Source organism: Lederbergia citrea, from assembly GCF_018343525.1.
Lineage (GTDB): Bacteria > Bacillota > Bacilli > Bacillales > Bacillaceae_C > Lederbergia > Lederbergia citrea.
In genome coordinates this window covers 97,298-115,643 of record NZ_JAGYPH010000002.1, presented here as the reverse complement: position 1 = coordinate 115,643, position 18,346 = coordinate 97,298, and the positions used below count along the sequence as shown (strand labels likewise).

At 39.1% G+C, this 18,346-nt stretch carries 15 protein-coding genes, 2 pseudogenes and 1 other annotated feature; of the genes and pseudogenes, 5 read left to right on the top strand and 12 right to left on the bottom strand.

What is annotated here, in order from left to right:
- Positions 1 to 2: 2 nt before the first annotated feature.
- Entirely contained in the window at positions 3 to 1,349 is a 1,347-nt protein-coding gene (locus KHA88_RS09815; protein ID WP_213121805.1) for a GntP family permease, read from the top strand.
- A 172-nt stretch (positions 1,350 to 1,521) separates the two neighbouring features.
- On the opposite strand, the gene KHA88_RS09810 is transcribed toward KHA88_RS09815, so the two are convergent.
- Both KHA88_RS09810 and KHA88_RS09805 read right to left on the bottom strand, forming a co-directional pair.
- Positions 1,522 to 2,418 carry a VOC family protein gene (locus KHA88_RS09810; protein WP_213098772.1) on the bottom strand — a complete coding sequence of 299 codons (897 nt, stop codon included), beginning with the start codon at positions 2,416 to 2,418 and terminating at the stop codon, positions 1,522 to 1,524.
- A gap of 112 nt (positions 2,419 to 2,530) precedes the next feature.
- A pseudogene (locus tag KHA88_RS09805) lies at positions 2,531 to 2,928 on the bottom strand (nuclear transport factor 2 family protein).
- Between the two features lie 309 nt (positions 2,929 to 3,237).
- On the opposite strand from KHA88_RS09805, the gene KHA88_RS09800 reads away from it, so the two are divergent.
- The gene (locus KHA88_RS09800) at positions 3,238 to 3,471 is read left to right on the top strand and encodes a cyclase (RefSeq protein ID WP_213121804.1); all 234 of its coding nucleotides are present in this window, start codon (positions 3,238 to 3,240) and stop codon (positions 3,469 to 3,471) included.
- 330 nt (positions 3,472 to 3,801) lie between these two features.
- Here the strand turns inward: KHA88_RS09800 and KHA88_RS09795 are convergent, their stop codons facing one another.
- From KHA88_RS09795 to KHA88_RS09780, 4 genes and pseudogenes are all read right to left on the bottom strand, one after another.
- A complete protein-coding gene (locus KHA88_RS09795; protein WP_213121803.1) occupies positions 3,802 to 4,551 on the bottom strand; it encodes an ABC transporter permease in 750 nt (249 codons plus the stop codon).
- Positions 4,552 to 5,313, bottom strand: a pseudogene (locus KHA88_RS09790) (ABC transporter ATP-binding protein).
- A 171-nt stretch (positions 5,314 to 5,484) separates the two neighbouring features.
- Positions 5,485 to 5,826, bottom strand: coding sequence for a DUF1048 domain-containing protein (locus KHA88_RS09785; protein WP_213121802.1), 342 nt, complete (start codon positions 5,824 to 5,826; stop codon positions 5,485 to 5,487).
- Between the two features lie 71 nt (positions 5,827 to 5,897).
- On the bottom strand, positions 5,898 to 6,218 hold the full coding sequence (locus KHA88_RS09780) for a PadR family transcriptional regulator (protein WP_213098778.1): 321 nt from the start codon (positions 6,216 to 6,218) through the stop codon (positions 5,898 to 5,900).
- A gap of 661 nt (positions 6,219 to 6,879) precedes the next feature.
- Positions 6,880 to 7,073 (top strand) — a binding site (T-box leader).
- Positions 7,074 to 7,140: 67 nt separating this feature from the next.
- On the opposite strand from KHA88_RS09780, the gene nhaC reads away from it, so the two are divergent.
- Together nhaC and KHA88_RS09770 are read left to right on the top strand one after the other, a co-directional pair.
- Positions 7,141 to 8,541: a Na+/H+ antiporter NhaC gene (nhaC, locus tag KHA88_RS09775; RefSeq protein ID WP_213121801.1), complete on the top strand. Its 1,401-nt coding sequence runs from the start codon at positions 7,141 to 7,143 to the stop codon at positions 8,539 to 8,541.
- Complete coding sequence (locus KHA88_RS09770; protein WP_213121800.1) at positions 8,538 to 9,404, top strand: MBL fold metallo-hydrolase; 867 nt, start codon at positions 8,538 to 8,540, stop codon at positions 9,402 to 9,404. The genes nhaC and KHA88_RS09770 overlap by 4 nt, the downstream gene beginning before the upstream one ends.
- A gap of 418 nt (positions 9,405 to 9,822) precedes the next feature.
- Here KHA88_RS09770 and KHA88_RS09765 read toward each other — a convergent pair whose 3' ends face one another.
- The 6 genes from KHA88_RS09765 to KHA88_RS09740 form a co-directional block, all read right to left on the bottom strand.
- Positions 9,823 to 11,394 carry a bifunctional metallophosphatase/5'-nucleotidase gene (locus KHA88_RS09765; RefSeq protein ID WP_213121799.1) on the bottom strand — a complete coding sequence of 524 codons (1,572 nt, stop codon included), beginning with the start codon at positions 11,392 to 11,394 and terminating at the stop codon, positions 9,823 to 9,825.
- A gap of 151 nt (positions 11,395 to 11,545) precedes the next feature.
- Positions 11,546 to 12,949: an MBL fold metallo-hydrolase gene (locus KHA88_RS09760; RefSeq protein ID WP_213121798.1), complete on the bottom strand. Its 1,404-nt coding sequence runs from the start codon at positions 12,947 to 12,949 to the stop codon at positions 11,546 to 11,548.
- Between the two features lie 69 nt (positions 12,950 to 13,018).
- Positions 13,019 to 14,356, bottom strand: coding sequence for an ABC transporter substrate-binding protein (locus tag KHA88_RS09755; protein WP_213121797.1), 1,338 nt, complete (start codon positions 14,354 to 14,356; stop codon positions 13,019 to 13,021).
- Positions 14,357 to 14,457: 101 nt separating this feature from the next.
- Positions 14,458 to 15,282, bottom strand: a complete 825-nt coding sequence (locus KHA88_RS09750) for a carbohydrate ABC transporter permease (protein ID WP_213098784.1) — start codon at positions 15,280 to 15,282, stop codon at positions 14,458 to 14,460.
- A gap of 16 nt (positions 15,283 to 15,298) precedes the next feature.
- Positions 15,299 to 16,189 (bottom strand): carbohydrate ABC transporter permease, encoded by an 891-nt coding sequence (locus KHA88_RS09745; protein WP_213098785.1) that lies wholly within the window; start codon positions 16,187 to 16,189, stop codon positions 15,299 to 15,301.
- 11 nt (positions 16,190 to 16,200) lie between these two features.
- Positions 16,201 to 17,295: an ABC transporter ATP-binding protein gene (locus tag KHA88_RS09740; RefSeq protein ID WP_213098786.1), complete on the bottom strand. Its 1,095-nt coding sequence runs from the start codon at positions 17,293 to 17,295 to the stop codon at positions 16,201 to 16,203.
- 496 nt (positions 17,296 to 17,791) lie between these two features.
- On the opposite strand from KHA88_RS09740, the gene KHA88_RS09735 reads away from it, so the two are divergent.
- A complete protein-coding gene (locus tag KHA88_RS09735; protein WP_213107510.1) occupies positions 17,792 to 18,346 on the top strand; it encodes a PadR family transcriptional regulator in 555 nt (184 codons plus the stop codon).

Sequence of the window (18,346 nt, the reverse complement as noted above, 5' to 3'; positions counted from 1 at the left end):
CCATGCCATTAGTGATTGTAGCATTAGGAATTGTAGCATTATTAATTTTAATTATGGGCTTTAAATTAAACACCTTTATTTCTTTAATCATTGTATCGTTTGGAGTAGCTTTAGCACTTGGGATGCCACTAGAGGAAGTTGTTAAAACCATTGAAGCTGGATTGGGCGGAACACTTGGCCATATAGCCTTAATCTTTGGGCTTGGCGCAATGCTCGGTAAGTTAATCGCTGATTCTGGGGGTGCACAGCGTATTGCCATGACCCTTGTGAACAAATTCGGCGCAAAAAATACTCAATGGGCTGTCGTAGTTGCTTCATTCATTATCGGGATCGCATTATTTTTTGAAGTAGGATTAGTATTATTGATTCCAATTGTCTTTGCGATTTCAAAAGAATTAAAAGTTTCCATCTTATCTCTCGGTATTTCGATGACAGCAGCCTTATCGGTTACACACGGTTTCTTACCACCACATCCGGGGCCAACTACCATTGCTGGTGAATTTGGCGCAGACATTGGTGAAGTTTTACTTTATGGTTTTATTATTGCTATACCAACTGTCATCTTAGCCGGACCTGTATTTACGAAATTTGCTAGAAAGATTGTACCAGAATCATTTACAAAAATGGGTAGCATTGCCTCATTAGGTGAACAAAAAAGATTTAAACTTGAAGACACACCAGGATTTGGCATCAGTGTTTTTACCGCTTTACTTCCGGTTATTTTAATGTCCATTGCGACAATTATTACTTTGATGCAAAAAACAGTCGGGTTTGAATATAATGGACTTCTAGCAGCAATCCGATTTATTGGCGAAGCTGGAACTGCCATGTTGCTCTCTCTACTATTTGCAGTTTATTCAATGGGCTTGGCAAGAAAGATTCCTATGAAAGATGTCATGGAGTCGTGTACAACTGCGATTCTGCACATTGGGATGATGCTATTAATTATCGGCGGCGGCGGTGCCTTCAAACAAGTATTGATCAACGGCGGTGTAGGCGACTATGTAGCTGAATTATTCAATGGAACGAACATGTCACCCATCCTACTTGCCTGGATAATCGCCGCCATCCTGCGTATTGCTTTAGGTTCTGCAACCGTTGCTGCCTTAACTACTGCTGGTTTGGTCATTCCGATGTTAGGCCAATCTGACGTAAACCTTGCTTTAGTCGTACTTGCAACCGGAGCAGGTAGTTTGATTGCTTCACACGTTAACGATGCCGGTTTCTGGATGTTTAAAGAATACTTTGGTTTAAGCATGAAAGAAACTTTTGCAACGTGGACCTTGCTGGAGACGATCATTTCCGTAGCTGGATTAGCCTTTGTACTATTATTAAGTTTATTTGTTTAAGCCTTCAGGGCAGTAAAACTCCCACTGTTTATGTAGGAGTTTTACTGCCTATTTACCTATTTTAAAGGAGCAGAAATATATGTTGAATACAATTGGTGTCATTGGTTTAGGGGTGAAGACCGCACTTACTTGGTAAGGCTCACCGCACCAATTATACTAGCGGCTCATGCTCTCACACTTTTTTATCGTTTTCAAAACGAGCAATCTCCAAAGCATTTAAATCAATTTTCTTCATCTTTAAGAGTGCCTCAAAAACTCTGCGGTTTTCATCTTTTGATCCTTTATACAAGACCTCATTCATATTATCCGGAACAATTTGCCATGAAAGCCCGAATTTATCCTTTATCCATCCGCATTGTTCTGCCTCCGGTACGGCAGAAAGCCTATCCCAGAAGTAATCAATCTCAATCTGATCTTTACAGTTGATCATTAGAGAAAATGCTTCATTAAAATTAAAATCTACATCAAATCCATGATCCATCGCTGAAAAATGCATACCGCCAAGTTTGAAATCGGCATATTTCACTTTTGCCTTCAATGACATTGCTTCGCCTGCTCCGTATTTGCTGATTAACCCCAACTTTGAATCATCAAATACTTCTGTGTAATACTTTATTGCTTCTTCAGCTTTTCCACATGAATCACTAGAGAAAAGCAAGTGTGGTGTAATCTTTTGAACAGCTTGACCATTGTCTGTAAGTGTTAACTGCCAAGACAAACCAAAGCGATCCTGTATCCAGCCAAACCATGTACTGAAGGGATATTCACCTAATGGCATGAGTTCGGTACCACCCTCTATTAAAGCTTTCCATTTCGTATTAACCTCTTCTACGGATTCGCAAGCTACCATCAAGGAAACAGATGGGTTAAATTTGAAGTAAGGACCTGCACTTATTGCCATGAATTCTTGCCCAGCTAATTCAAAGCTTACCAATTCTGAATCTCCAGAAGGAGTGTTTTCAATAACTGTTTCATTTAATAGTTTAGATTTCTCAAATAAACTGATATAAAACAGAGCAGCTTCTTTAGCTTCTTTGTCATACCACAAATGTGGAACTATTTTTTGCATAAGGACCTCCCTATTAAGACTTTAGTTTAGTGCGCTCTTAGCTGCCTATATATAACTTGTTATTGATTTTCATGATAAAGTTATTTTTTTCGCAAATTCATTTTTTATAACATTAAAACACACCATTCTCGTTAGGGGAATTCTCCGGTATGGTTGACCTACATCCCATAATTCAACAATTTGGTTATCCTGGAAACGAAAGATATGGACAACAGCCCCTCCAATGTCCTCTGGATTCTGTTTCACATTGGAGTGCACCGCAACAATATCTCCCTCTTCAATAGCACGTTTGACCTCAAGTATCTTTTGAGGATTCTTGGCTGCATTCTCTTCCATCGCGATCATGAGCGAATCTGCATCGCCACGGAAAAAGGGATTGTGATGGCAGAAGCCAGGCGCTATGTGACGCTTGTATGCCTCGCGTACTTTCCCTGATGCTACAAGTTGTAGGAACGACACTGCTTGGTCTTTAAGGGAGAAGTTTGCCTTAATCTGTTGTTCCCTATTCATCGCAAACATCCTTTCATTTAAACAGTTTTACTGTTTAAGAATTAAAATAATGTTATGGTAAATATGAATAGATGTCAATATTTGGGAAATGAGTGGATTTGTATCTGGCATTTAAGTAATGTATGTTTTGGCAGTATATTTATTAATTTTTATGAATCATTTTTCAAAAACAAACTGTATAAATGCTAATATTTATACATAATTTTAAAGTTGTGCTTATTCAACAAACGGGCAGTTTAGTGTGAAGAAGGTATTTGTATTTTTAAGCCGAATATATATCCTTTAAAACTAAGTTAAGGTGGATTCGAAATGGATAAAAGAGTTCTTTTTGACTTTGAAATCGATTTTACAAATGGCGGTGGAATACAAGGGCAGGAATTTCGTCTTGATATTGATGGAGAAGACATTTCTGACGAAGAGTTAGCTAAGTATATTGTAGAGGATATGCGGTTGCTAAAGGTTGGTGAAGTAAGGATACTTAACAAAAAAATCATTATTGAAAAACATAAACGGAGACTTGATGGCGAGAACTTTGAAGAATAGGTCAAGAGAATTATAAGCACAAAAAGAAAAGCCTCTTAATGGATAGGGTGGCATAAATCCAATTTAAGGGGGTTCCCCTTTTTTCGTGCTGCCTTAAAAACTTTTTCCTTCAATCGAAAAAAAACTATGAATCACATTCCATCTGAAATGTAATCCATAGTTCCTTAAGTTAATGACATTGATTAACAAAGCGGTTTTGCTTCGGAATTTACTCTTTTACTGTCAATGATATTGATGGTTCCCACGGTATTTAAGCAGCCTTCCATATGATAGCAAATGCATTCATCGGAGCGGCCGACTATTGATATGGCTAATCCTATAATGGTGTACTTATCCTAACTGGCGTTGAAATTTTTTACTGGCGAAGAAGTAAGCGATGACCATGATGCCGACGCACCAAGCAAGCGCAATCCAGATATCGTTGCCAACTAACCCGTCATACAAGAGGGCACGAATCGCATTCACGATTGAAGTCACGGGCTGGTTCTCAGCGAACACACGGACAATCTTAGGCATGGTTTCGGTGGGGACAAAGGCCGAACTGATAAACGGCAGGAAAATCAGCGGGTACGAGTAGGCTGTCGCCCCTTCCATAGACTTCGCTGTCAATCCGGGAATGACCGCCAGCCATGTCAGCGCCAGCGTAAATAGGCCGAGTATCCCAGCTACCGCGAGCCAATGCTGGATATCAGCGTTGGAACGGAAGCCCATTAAGAGCGAGACGAAGATAACCACCACGACAGTAAGCGCATTGGAAACAAGCGAGGTTAACACGTGAGCCCACAATACCGACGAGCGCTTGATGGGCATGGTAATGAAACGCGCCATCAGCCCGCTCTTTACATCCGTAAACAGCCGCAGGGAAGTGTAAGCGACGCCGGATGCGATAGCCATCAGCAAGATTCCTGGCAATAAATAATTGATGTAGTTGTCCGTGCCTGTCTCTATGGCGCCGCCAAATACGTAGACAAACAGCAGCATCATCATAATCGGCGTAATCGCCACCGTGATAATCGTATCCGGGCTGCGGATGATGTTGCGCATTAAACGCCATAGTAATACCCCTGTTTTGCTTTTCATTTACATCTCCTCCTTTTTGCCGATGATCGCTAGGAAAATTTCCTCCAATGTCGGCTGCTTCTCGATGTACTCCACTTTCGCAGGCGGGAACATCTCTTTGAGTTCGGTAAGGGTACCGGTCGTGATAATTTTTCCGCCTTGCAAGATGGCAATACGGTCCGCCAGTTGTTCGGCTTCCTCCAGGTACTGGGTCGTCAGCAAGATGGTCGTGCCGCTGCCTGCAAGCTCCTTGACGGTATCCCAGACTTCAATCCGCGCTTCGGGGTCAAGCCCTGTCGTCGGTTCGTCGAGAAAAATAACTGCTGGCGTCCCAATCAGGCTCATGGCGATGTCAAGCCGACGTTCCATCCCGCCGGAATATTTGTCCGCCCGGCGGTTGGCCGCATCGGTCAGGCTGAATCTTGCAAGCAGATTGTCAGCGACTTGTGCGGGATTGGAAACTCCCCGCAACTTAGCGATAAACTTCAGGTTTTCCCTTCCTGTGAGCACGCCGTCTAAAGCTGCGAACTGCCCTGTCAGGCTGATGCTCTGGCGAACATGATCCGGTTGACGCTAGACGTCAAAGCCGCAAATACCTACTTCGCCGCCATTGGGCTTCATCAGCGTCGAGAGTATGTTGACCGTCGTCGTCTTGCCCGCTCCATTTGAGCCCAGCAGTGCGAAAATTTCGCCATGCCGTACTTCAAAATCTACCCCCTTTAAGACTTCCTTATCTTTAAAGGATTTTTTTAACCCTTTTACAGAAATCGCTGCATTGTTCATACTTTTTTCCTCCTTATAAAAAGCACCTTGCGTAGCTAGATTTCCTAAACTCCACTATTTAGTATTACTGATAACCTGTATGACTCATTACTTAGTTAAAAATATAACTGAATAACGAAGGTGGCAATTCATATTTGTAACCAGTTATTCAGTCGGAATTATTTAATAAGTTTATTTTTTTCCCAATCGCTTCACGATACTCTGATTCAAATCTTCACGATACTTGGCAACATAGGTTTTAGCGTTTGCCACTAGTTCGTCGGCAAAGGACGCCACGTCATCCCCAGTGATTTCCAGCACTTGTCTACCTTCCGCCGCACCAGCTTCGAACAAATCAATTAATTCATACTGTATGTGCAGCATATCCATCCCGTTTCCCGCTGTGAATTTCCACATGTAGTTTTGAATTTTCTTAAATACATACTGGTAGTCCTCTGGCAAGGCTTCAACCCGTGCCATCATCATCTTGTATTCTTTTTTATCACCAATCATTTTTTTGAACATTTCCATCATGTTATTTTTCCTCCTTTTTTATAAAGCTTAACAAGACACTCCAAAAATATCGGATTGAATATTTTATGAAGTTAGATTGACTTCAAGACGTTGATTTTTGATGATACAAAATCCCATTTTTTCCAAAACAATTCAAGTTCCTGGCGGCCAGCCTCATTAAGTGAGTAAAACTTGCGGGGCGGACCCATATCTGACGGTTTCTTTTCTATGCTCACGAGTTTTTTCTTTTCTAATCGTACGAGGATGGTGTAGACCGTCCCTTCCACGACTTCTGTAAACCCAAGCTCGTTCAGGCGGCGGGTAATCTCGTAGCCATAGGTTTCATGGCGGCTGATGATTTCCAGAACGCAGCCTTCCAGCGAACCCCTCAGCATTTCAGTTAAATTTTCCATGTTCAGAGTCACCCCCTATTTTGTCTGACTTATATTCAGTATAACTTAGTACTGAGGTAAATTTTTACTGAATAGCTTTTGGGAAATCATGCTATTCAGTATTGCTTATTACAAGTATATTGTGACACTGAGTAGATGAGGTGTCAACAATTTTTTAAAAATATTTTTACAACCTCGCTATTAAGTGGTGTTGGTACCCAGTATAACATACTACAAGTACATTGTAACACTTAGTAGAAGGGCTGTCAATTTGATTTTCTGAATATTTCTAAAACCAGCCGCCTCATTGGATACAGCCGATTTTCTTAGCTTTTATTTTCTCCTATGCTTCCTTCACAATGATTACACCGCGGATCATTCCATCCAGTAGCTGTACATGTAGGTTCCCGGTTCCTCTGATATCAAAACGATAGGGTTTTCTTCTACTTCCAGTGACCAACTCCTTCCGAAAAAATGTTAAAGAGTATTCCCGACAGTATTCTTAATAACCTACATTCGTTGCTCTACGGTCACTAAATCCCAATCCTCACTTGCATTCTGACAGTGACTTGCGCTTAGAAGTGGTCTTTTCTATTCCAAACGGAAATTTTGCCGAGAAAAAATTTATTGACTTATGAATTGCGATTGACTAATATTATTTTATACTTCATCACATAAAAGCATAAAAGCATTGAACCGTTAAAGTAACTTGTGCGATTCTTGGAAAATAGAGACCTGGTGGTTGGTGAAAACTAGGCGAGGCGTACGGTGAATTACAGTCGGAGAGCTGATATATTCCGGTTTAGGCCGTTATCTATGAAAGCGAACAGAGAAATCTGTTAACTAGGGTGGTACCGCGGAGCTTCCGTCCCTTTTTGGGATGGGGCTCCTTTTGTTTGTTTTCGATCGTTTTACATCTTGGAAAAACAAGGAGAAATGAGAAATGAAAAAACAACTTTCTTTCGGAATGTCGATCATTCCGATCCTCACCTTAATCGGTGCGGCAGCTTGTTCGATCTTTTTTTGGAAGGCTGGTATGCATATCCCATTATTAATTGGTGTGATAGCAGCTTCACTTGTAACAATTATTGGTGGCTGGAGCTTTGATGACGTGCAAAAAATGATGGTGAATGGAGTTTCACGTGCCTTGCCTGCAGTCTTTATCTTACTGATTATCGGAATCATTGTCGGAACTTGGATTGCTAGTGGAGTCATTCCAACAATTATTTATTACGGACTATCAATTATTAAACCAGAAATCTTTGTGCCAATCGTCGCACTTGTTACTGGGATTGTTTCTATTACATTAGGAAGTTCTTTTACTTCGATCGCTACTATTGGTCTTGCTTTTATGGTTATTGGTGAAGGACTTGGCTTTGCGCCTGGACTTGTTGCAGGTGCAGTTATTTCCGGAGCATACTTTGGTGATAAATTATCGCCATTATCAGATACCACGAATATTGCACCTGTAATGGCAGAAACAGATTTATTTAGTCATATTAAGCATATGCTTTGGGATACGCTCCCTGCATTTTTCATCGCAATAATCTTGTATTGGATTGTAAGCTCATCATCAGTGGCTAATCAAAGTGCTGATACTCAGTCCATTGAGGCGATTCTGTCTGGATTAGATAAAGTATTTATGATTCATCCTTTACTTTTATTAGTTCCAGCTTTTACGATCTTTTTAATGATTAGACGCACATCGGCAATACCCGCTTTAATGATAGTTAGTTTACTAGGGGCAATACTTGCCATTATCGTTCAAGGTGTTTCGATCTCTTCTATTATTCAAGTAATGACGAATGGGTATTCGCTAGACTCTGGAGTAAAATCATTAGATTCCTTGATGAATGGCGGGGGTCTTATGTCAATGCTTGGAACGATTGCCCTCTTAATGATTGCTACCGCTCTTGGAGGGATTCTCGAAGAAACGGGGGCATTTGATACATTAACAAAGAAAATGATGGCAAAGGTACATTCAACTGGAAATCTGATCAGTTCAACGATTCTATCAACATTTGTTGTTGCTTTTGCAAGTGGAGCGCAATTTTTAGCGATTATTTTACCAGCGAGAACATTTGTTGGAAAGTATAAAGAAATGGGTGTTGATACGAAAAACCTATCTCGTTGTGTAGAAGCTGCCGGTACTGTCGGAATCAACCTTGTCCCATGGGGTGTACCAGCCGTTTTTGCATACAGTATCCTCGGTGCAAGTCCGAGTGAATTTATCCCATATGCCTTCTTCGTTATTCTCGTCCCTCTTATTAATATCATATTCGGATATACAGGCTGGACGATTTCAAAGAAACAGTATGGAAATGAAAAGGGGATCGAACAATGAGTGAAGTGATCGTAAGTGTAGTAGGTACAGCACAGGATGCTGGACTTCCGCATCCTAATTGCTTTTGTAAAAATTGTACAGAGGCGATGAGAAATCCAAGTTTTCGGAGACTTGCCTCCTCATTAGCAATTGTCCTACCTAATGAGAAGCGATGGCATTTAATCGATGCTACTCCTGATTTAAAAGAGCAGATGGCCCGATTACAAAAGAGATATGATATGCAAGGGAAGCTCATGGATAGTATCTTTCTAACTCATGCCCATTTAGGACACTATCCAGGATTATTATTTTTAGGTAGAGAAGCAATTGGTGCCAAAGGTATACCAGTGATGGCAGGAACAAAAATGAAGCAGCTATTAGAAGAACAAGCTCCCTGGAGTCAATTAACAAAGCTCGAGAATATTGATGTACAGGAAATCGTGGATGGACAAACGGTCTCCGTTTCACCGCTCGTGACCGTAAAACCGATCGATGTTCCCCATAGAAACGAATTCTCAGAAACATTTGCTTTTTGGATTGAAGGACCGAATAAGAAAGTCCTTTATGTTCCCGATATTGATCGCTGGGAACAATGGGAGCATGATATTTACACACTTTGTCAAGAAGCAGATATTTGCCTACTTGACGGTACGTTCCATTCACCTGCTGATCTTGAAACAATCGGCAGAGATTATCGAGAAATTCCGCATCCAGTCATGACGGAAACAATGGAAAGATTGCAAGATTTAATAAACGACACAGAGATTTATTTTGTCCATTTAAATCACTCCAATCCAGCGATTGACCTAGATAGTCCTATTAAACAACAAATTGAGGAAAAAGGGTTTCATATTGCGGAGGAGGAAATGGAGTTAAGATTATAGTAAGTTTCTTTCTTCGTTTGGTCAAAACTAGGTGGAAAACAAATACATTATGCTCCGAAAAAAAATCATTAAAAAACTAGGCTTATTTTGATATAAAAATAAACCTAGTTTTATTTTTAATTTTGAATTTCTAAAGAAAACCCGTCAGCATTTTATATTGTGCATCCCTACGTTAAGTCGTCCCTGCTGAGGAAACAGCTGCTTAATCAGCCTTCACACAATCAATGGCGACAACAGGCGCAATGATGATGGCTTCCATTTCTTCATTCAATATTTGAACCTTGTAGCTATCGCCCCAAGTGAACCACTCCTTGCTCACTTTACCCACGCATTTTCTAAAATGTTCCTCCTCTTCTTTATATCCTTTTTGATTTTAAGTCACCATCTTTTATGTTTACAAAACTTGCTTCATATTTCCCTATGCCCAAATAACTTTCCAATTGTGATTCACTGTAGCTTGGATTTCTTTTCTCTTGCTTATATAATTGGCAATTAGCTCAGTCATATCCATTGGAATGTCCTTCACAACTGGTTTATCTTTAAACATCATATAATCGCCCCCACCACTAGCACGATAATTATTCATCACAACATCGAACGTTGCATCAAGGTCTAAGGGTGCGCCTTTAAAATATAATCTTGTTACACGTTGTCCGATTGGTTTGGAAATATCCAAAATGTAATCAATGCCTTCCCACATATCATAATTATAGTGTTGCGGCTTCGGCTGAATGAACGAGGGGTTTACTGCAAGTTCTCCCGCTTGATCAATGGTAAAATAACTAGCATTTTGCTCAAGTGCCGCTTTGATATCATGTCCTGATAAACGCAAAACTGTTAGTGTATTAGGATAAATATAGTTAGCGACAATATCACGCATGGTTACCTGTTTACGAAAGCCGGGTGAGGTATTATCAAATAAAGCTGTATTAGAAATTTCCACTCCAGCCACATCCATTTGTACATTGTTAATGAATTCAATAAGCGGATTATCTTGCATCCGGACTCGTAGTGGGTCAGTTATTAGCATATCTCGGTCTACTATTCCAATAGGCGTGTCTAGCCATTTTTGCGTTTCATTTTCATTCTTTGAAGCAAGTTCAAGTATTTGTGTATCTGCTTCAACTTCTTCCATAAATAGTAATTTTGCATTTTTTTTAAGAATCTCTTTTTGCTTATTCAAGATTAAGGTTGCTTTCCCCAATGCCTGTCCTTTGAAAGGTACCTGAATGACTTCTACCCCATTAATATTTCCTGTCAGCGAACGATGCTGATGCCCTGTCAGTAATACATCAATTCCTTCGACTTCATTACAAATAGCAAATCCTTGATTCTCTCCTGTAAGAACTTCAGTTGGCTCACCTGTCTCTAAATCCCTCTCAAAACCACCATGATACGAAACAATCAATACATCCGGTTTCTCATTTTCTTTGATATATGAAACCCACTTCTTTGTTTCTTGCAGCGTGTCTTTAAATTCAATTCCTTGTATATTTTCGGGTTTTTCCCAATATGGGATGTAATGAGTCGTGATACCTAAGATTGCAATTTTCACAGATTTTACTTCTTTAATGATGTATGGTTTGCCGAAATATGGACTATCTGTTTTTGAATCAACTATATTTGCAGATAGCCATGGAAAATTAGATTCATTTACAGCTTGCTTTAGCAGATCAAGACCATAATTGAACTCGTGATTGCCAATGACTGCTGCATCATAAGATAAGTGATTTAAGAGGCGAATCATTGGATGTTCTTTATCTTTTAAAAATTGTACATAATGATAGGTTAATGGCGAACCTTGAATAAGATCGCCATTATCAATCAATAGTAAATGGTCATCTAAAGCCCTTTCCATCTTTATCTTCGTCGCTATCTTACTTAATCCCCATTCAACCTGCTCGTTATTTGCATAATTAATTGGATATATGCTTCCGTGAATATCACTTGTATAAAGAATGTTTATCTTTATCGACTGATCATTATCCATCACGTAACAACTCCATTTTCTTTTTAAATCTTTTACCTGAAACAAAAATATAGAATCCTTTTTATGAAACACTCACGTTTTGAATATTAACGTTAAATATACAACAACATCACGTGAGCATGACCTTTCTTTTGACCAAAGTTCCTTTACCTTATTGTATTGTTAATTCGTGGTTCTTTAACACATACGTCACACCATACTCAGGCAATACTTGTCTACCCCGTCTAGGGATTAACCGTTCCGGATGAAAACTATGAAGTGGAATTAAGAAATCCGGGTCGAGTTCGTCTAGAATATATTGTAAATGATTCGGAATTGCATGGCCTGAAGTTCCAACAAGTACGTGATCGATACCAATTCTTTTTAAGAAGTTTTTTAAGTTTTGATATGATGGATCGAAATCTCCTAACGGCACGCCGTTTGAATGAATATAAACGCCATTTTCTACGTTTAAATCAAAAATCTCCATTGTTTGTTCATAACTATTTTGCATGAAATAACGGGATGGACTTTCATTGATTTGCACAGCATCCAACGTTTCATATCGCTCAAATAACGCCTTTTTCCATTCTAGTAACTTACCATTTTTCATTTCTTCTTTTGTTTCGGAAGAGAGAAAAATAGCAAATTCACTTTCAGGTAGGAATGAAGATACTAGATAAGCCGTTTCAGGTTCAAAAACAACTGTACGCTTGCTATTTTTCCCTGCCTCTAAAATGCCTTCTAATCGATCTATATTTCGATTATAAATATTGAAACAGCCAATTCCATTTGCTTCTTCTAAAACACTTACCATTTTACTAGGAATAAGCTTTTCAGTGAAAAAATCCTCAGGTAGCTCTTTCGAAGGAACTAGGGGTTCACGATGGACTTCAACGCTATTTAAAGTCGTTCCTTCCATAATCAAAACATCGAAACTACGTTCTTTTGCTTTCTCGATCATTTGCTCTATCCGTTCTGGATATTTGCCGTGTAAACGAAGATCTCCCGAATATAAAATAGACCCATCTGGCGTTTGGATATGGAAAGCACATGCCCCTAATGTATCATGGTCTACTGGGATTGGAGTAATGGTTATCTCTCCAACGTTGAAAGACTGTTCATAATCACAGCTCTGATAATTTCGGTTACCTGGTACGCCTTCACCGACCGTGTCAAGAGCTCGATAAAGCTTTAACGAATCGCTTGTAAGATACACTGGTATTTCAGGTGCAATTGTTCCCATGGCGCCAATGTGGTCTAAATGAATATGCGAAATGATAACAGCTGTTTCCCGTTTATCCAATTCAGCGGGAACCACTCCTTCTTCGCCTGCTAGGTCTTGCTCGGAATATAGACCATCAATTTTTGGAATCATTCCTAACCGTAAATAATCTTTAACAATCGATGTAGTACGCAGCTTAAGCTGTCCGTCAAAGAAATTCGTTGAAGGATCATATTTTAATCCGAAGTCAAAAACCACCCTGGAATCTTTATATTCTACTGTAACAATTGTCCCACCAATCGTCCGTAATCCACCCCAAAAACGGATCTTTGTCTGTTCGAGTGTTGTCACTCAAATCACCTCATCTGATGAATTTAAAAAAAGAGGAACCTATAACCGATTCCTCTTTTGTTTTCCTTACTATTTTTTCGCTTTATCTAATGCGTTTTGTGCGCCTTTTGCAGCATCTTCCAAGCCTTGCTCAACTGTTTTTTGTCCAAGAAGAACAGATTGAATTTCTTTTGTTACAATATTCTTCATATCGAATGCACCTACTGGACGTGGATCATAATAACCAGCTTCGAATTGGAGTTGTCCTACACCGTACACTGGGTTTTCCTCGATAAATTGCTTCCAAGTTGGATCATCAAGTGCAGACGTACGAACAGGAACGTATCCAGTTTCTTTCGCCCAAAATACAGTTTGCTCTTTGCTTGTCATGAATTTCATATATTCCCATGCAGCTAATTTTTCCTCATCCGATGCAGAAGAAAATACCGTTAAGTTTGTCCCTTGGAAAGGAGTTGCTGCCGCTTTATCCTTCGGAAGTGGAGCTGCAGACCAATTGATGTTACCCTCTGCCGCTTGCGTTACGAATGGAATACCCGCTGACGATCCAATATAAATTCCAGTGTCCCCACGACCAAATGGGTTAGACATGTATTCATCTTCTCCAGCTAATCGAGCAATCCCGTCCACCATCATGCCATTTAAGAATTCAAGGGCATTTTTTCCTTCTGGGGATTGGAACATGATTTTATTGCTTTCTTCATCAAGGAATGTTCCACCAGCTTGTCTCACCCACGTAGGGAATGAAGTACCAATTGAATTTTCAAATCCTAATCCGACAACTTTTTTATCTTTATTCGTTAATTTTTGAGCAGCATCACGTAGCTCTTCCCATGTTGTTGGCGCTTCTAAATTGTTTTCTTTAAACATATCTGTGTTGTAGTACATAATTTCTGTACTTTTATTAAATGGTACACCGAATATTTTCCCGTCCCATGTATTCGCATCACGGAAAACTTTTACAATATCGTTGAACTCATCATCGGTCCATCCATATTTTTCATCATGCACATAAGGTGTTAAATCTGTAATTAAGTCGTTTTGGATATATTGCGTCATCCAATCTTCATAAGCCTGCGACATGACAGGTAGCGTCCGTGCTTTGGCAGAAGCCATTACTTTCTTAGAAAGATCTCCATAATTACCTTGGTTTACGAGTTTCACTGTAATATTTTCTTGTGATTGGTTAAACTCATCTGTCATTTTTTCTAATGTTTCACCTAAATGTCCAGTCATCGCATGCCAAAATTCAATCGTAACTGGTTTATCGATCGTTGTTGTAACCCCACTTGCTTGCTCATTATTTGAATTTGTCTTATCTGATGAATTTGCTGCTTTCGAGCCACTTGAACAAGCGGCTAGAGCAAATGACAACATTGCTGTTAAGGCAAGTAAAAGGAATTTTTTCACTTTATAAACCCTCCATTATTGTATAATTGACAAGCTTTCATGTTGCAGGAATGAAATACGGTGGAGCAACACCTCCCCAAAGGAATAAAGTTGAACTCTCTTTACCCTTTAATACCAGCTCTTGCGACACCTTCAATGATGTACTTTTGTAAAATTAAATATAAAATAATCATCGGTAAAATAATCATTGTAGAAGCGGCCATTAATAACTCGTACATCGTGCCAGCATCTGTGCTAAACGTTGTTAATCCAACTGGAAGTGTCCGCATATTTTCAGAGCTTGTGACGACTAATGGCCATAAAAATGCATTCCAGCTACCGATTGCTTTTAATAGAGCAATCGTGATTAAAGCGGGCTTGGCAAGTGGAACCATGATCGACCATAAAAAGCGAAAATCATTGCACCCATCAATTTTGGCAGCAAATGACAACTCCTTTGGAACGGAAAGGAAAAACTGTCTTAATAGAAAAATACTAAAAATACTCGCTAACCAAGGAATAATGAGAGCCTCGTATCGGTCTATCCATCCAAAATTCGCAAGCGTGACGAAGTTAGGAATTAATAATACCTCCCCTGGAACCATCATCGTTCCAAGTAAGACTGAGAAAGCAATATCTCTTCCGTAGAAGTTTATACGGGAAAAGGCATAAGCCGCTAGTACAGTCGTAATTAATTCTCCTATCGTACTGGCAACGAGAACGATTAAGCTATTGAATGTATAACGACCAAATGGAGCCATGGCCCATGCAGTTGCATAATTGTCCCAGTGAAAAATAGCCGGGATCCATTTAGGCGGCATAATCATGACCTCATTTGGTGCTTTTAAAGAGGTACTAATCATCCAAATGAAGGGCAAAATCATGCATAGACCACCTATTATTAACAATGTATATATAAATCCTTTTGAGAGAGCTTCTCTTTGCACAATTCTCCCTCCTTCATCAATAATTCACCTTACGTTTGCCAATATAAAGCTGGACAAGAGTCAGAATAAAAATCAAGATAAACAATGCATAGGCCGCTGCCGATGCAACACCAAAATCCCATTCCCCGTAAAACTTATTAAAAATATAATACACAACCGTTTGTGCACTGTTTGCGGGACCTGGTTGTCCACCAAACAACGCAAACACCTCATCGAACACTTTAAAAGAGCTAATAATCGAGATAATTGAAATAAAGAAAGTAGTCGATGATAACAATGGGACCGTTATTTCTTTAAATCTTTGCCATGACGATGCCCCGTCCACTTTGGCTGCTAAATAGTATTGTTGATTAATATTTTGTAACCCAGCTAAAAAGATAATGATGTTATAACCGAGTCCTTTCCAAATCGCTAAAATAATCAGCGCAGGCATGGCCATCTTAGGATCTGACAACCACTTGATCGGCGATACTCCAAAAAATCCAAGGGAGTAGTTTAATAAGCCATACTGTGTATGAAAAATCCAGCGCCAAACGATTGAAACAGCTACCACTGAAGTGACAAACGGAATGAAATAGACCGTTCTGAAAAAACCTCTGAATTTAATTTTTTGATTCAATAAAAATGCAATTCCTAAAGATATGACGATGGAAAGAGGCACAACTCCAATTACAAAAATCATCGTATTTTTCATTGAAAGCCAAAATTCTGGATCATGGAAAATATACGTATAGTTACTGATTCCTCTCTCATTGACGATATCTTTAAAATAGTCATAATCGGTATAAAAGCTGATTAAAAACGACTTAATGATTGGGTAAATATTAAACACACCAATAATAAGCAGGGCAGGAGCTAAATAAAGCAAGGCTTGTAGTGTTTTACCGATTGTTGGTTTCTCGTTCACCAATGCCCCTCCTATCGTGTCTTATAATCTAGTAAATTTTCTCCAGTTTGGGCATCGAATAAATGGGCACGTCCCGGAAGAATTCCTAGCTTTACAATATCCCCACGCCCAACTGGACAATCTGGGGAAACAATGGCTCGAATTGTTTTATTCTGAACTTCTACATTCAACATATTATCGCGGCCAATTCTTTCTACCATGATTGTTTTTCCACAAATCCCTGGCTTATTTTCATCTCTCTCAATATAAAAATCCTCGGGCCTTACCCCAAGTGTTAATTGATCATTAGTACTAACGCTTTCTTTCAAAGCAGACGATAGTGTAATCACATCGTCTGTCCCGCTAATGGACACATCTTTTAAGTTGTACTTCATTGAGCATGAAAATAGATTGATAGGAGGACTTCCTAAGAATCCGGCCACAAACTCATTTTCTGGATGATCATACATCTCTTGTGGTGGACTATACTGCTGGAACTTGCCATCCTTCATTAATAAAATCTTATCCGAAATACTCATTGCCTCTTCTTGGTCATGAGTAACAAAAATCGTTGTAATTTTAACTTCCTGCTGAATTCGTCGTATTTCTTCTCTCATTTCGAGACGGAGTCTTGCATCTAAATTTGATAAAGGTTCATCCAAGAGAAGAATTTTTGGCTTCTTTACTAATGCTCTTGCGATCGCAACACGTTGTTGCTGACCTCCTGATAACTGCCCAGGCTTTCGATCTAATAAATGGTCAATTTGTACAAGTTTAGCCATCTGTATAGCAAGTTCTTCTGCTTCCTTTTTAGGTGTCTTTCGCATTTTCAAAGGAAACATAATGTTTTTTAAAACAGTTAAATGCGGATACAATGCATAGTTTTGAAATACCATTCCAATTTCACGATGTTCTGGTTCAATTTTATTAACGAGGCGATCTCCAAATAATATCTCCCCACCGGTCGGTCTATATAATCCCGCGAGCATAAATAAAGTTGTACTTTTTCCGCAACCGCTAGGACCTAGCATAGAAACTAGTTCACCATCTTTTATCGTAACGTTTAATCGATCAACTGCGGTTATATCATTAAATTGCATAGTGACATCTCTTAGTTGAACTTCCAAGATCGCCCCTCCTACGAGTTTTTCAAAGCTATATCAGCATAACATTCAATTATTTAAAGATTATTAACTCATTGTAATGCCTTTGTTAAGATATGGTTTCGGAAGGAAAGAGCCCAAAGATTGCTGAATCTGGATTTATTACTGGAAAAACAAGGAGGAAATAAGGACATTAGGGGGAAACATTTTACCATTATTAGCACTACTCATCAGCGTCATTGCCGAAGTCATTTGGGATTTCTATGAGAATATGTATGTATCATGGTGGCAAATGGATTACTACCGGAAGATTTGACGAGGAAAAGATGATTCAAATTTTAGTAACCTGCACCTTTGTTTGCCATTTCACATGTGGTTGAAGTTACCTTGATTTACCTATATGAGGGTTTTGTTTACAAAAGGAATTTATTTATTTTTTTGAAAATTCACTTGTGTTTTTTGTTTGTATCCATTAAGATATATCTAATTGATATATATCTTTTAGATAGGTGGGGCGATATTGAAAAGTTACAACGATACAACATATGCAATATTAGGTATATTAACTACCGAATGTAATTCCGGTTACGCCATTAAACAGTTCATTGATCGGAGCTTAAATCATTTTTGGAAAATTAGTTATGGACAAATATATCCAACATTAAAATTAATTGTCCAAGAGGGATTAGCGGAAGTTCGTACTTCATCTAACCCAGGAAAGCCTGATAGAAATGAGTACTACCTTACCTCCAAAGGAATAGAAGCACTAAAAAGTTGGTTGGAGCAGCCAATTGAACAATTGCCTGTTGAGCGGAATGAAATTTTACTTAAATTGTTTTTTGGTCGCTATCAAGCTCGTGAAAAGACAGTATCGCTTCTACAGGATTACAAACAAGAATTAGAAGGGCGTTTTCAAACGTATGTATCGATTGAACAAGCGATTATCAATCACCAAGATAACGAAGAGGATTCAATGTATTGGTTGTTTACATTAGATTATGGAAAAAGAACTACTAAAGCTGCAATAGACTGGTGCGAGGTTACTCTTGATACGATTTCCATGAAGGGGGATTAA

What these genes read in the sequence shown, in the direction of transcription:
- KHA88_RS09800 (WP_213121804.1), top strand. Translation starts at nt 3,238, where the DNA reads ATGGATAAAAGAGTTCTTTTTGACTTTGAAATCGATTTTACAAATGGC.
- KHA88_RS09770 (WP_213121800.1), top strand. Translation starts at nt 8,538, where the DNA reads ATGAGTGAAGTGATCGTAAGTGTAGTAGGTACAGCACAGGATGCTGGA.
- KHA88_RS09815 (WP_213121805.1), top strand. Translation starts at nt 3, where the DNA reads ATGCCATTAGTGATTGTAGCATTAGGAATTGTAGCATTATTAATTTTA.
- nhaC (WP_213121801.1), top strand. Translation starts at nt 7,141, where the DNA reads ATGAAAAAACAACTTTCTTTCGGAATGTCGATCATTCCGATCCTCACC.
- KHA88_RS09810 (WP_213098772.1), bottom strand. Translation starts at nt 2,418, where the DNA reads ATGCAAAAAATAGTTCCACATTTGTGGTATGACAAAGAAGCTAAAGAA.
- KHA88_RS09780 (WP_213098778.1), bottom strand. Translation starts at nt 6,218, where the DNA reads ATGGAAAATTTAACTGAAATGCTGAGGGGTTCGCTGGAAGGCTGCGTT.
- KHA88_RS09785 (WP_213121802.1), bottom strand. Translation starts at nt 5,826, where the DNA reads ATGATGGAAATGTTCAAAAAAATGATTGGTGATAAAAAAGAATACAAG.
- KHA88_RS09795 (WP_213121803.1), bottom strand. Translation starts at nt 4,551, where the DNA reads ATGAAAAGCAAAACAGGGGTATTACTATGGCGTTTAATGCGCAACATC.
- KHA88_RS09765 (WP_213121799.1), bottom strand. Translation starts at nt 11,394, where the DNA reads ATGGATAATGATCAGTCGATAAAGATAAACATTCTTTATACAAGTGAT.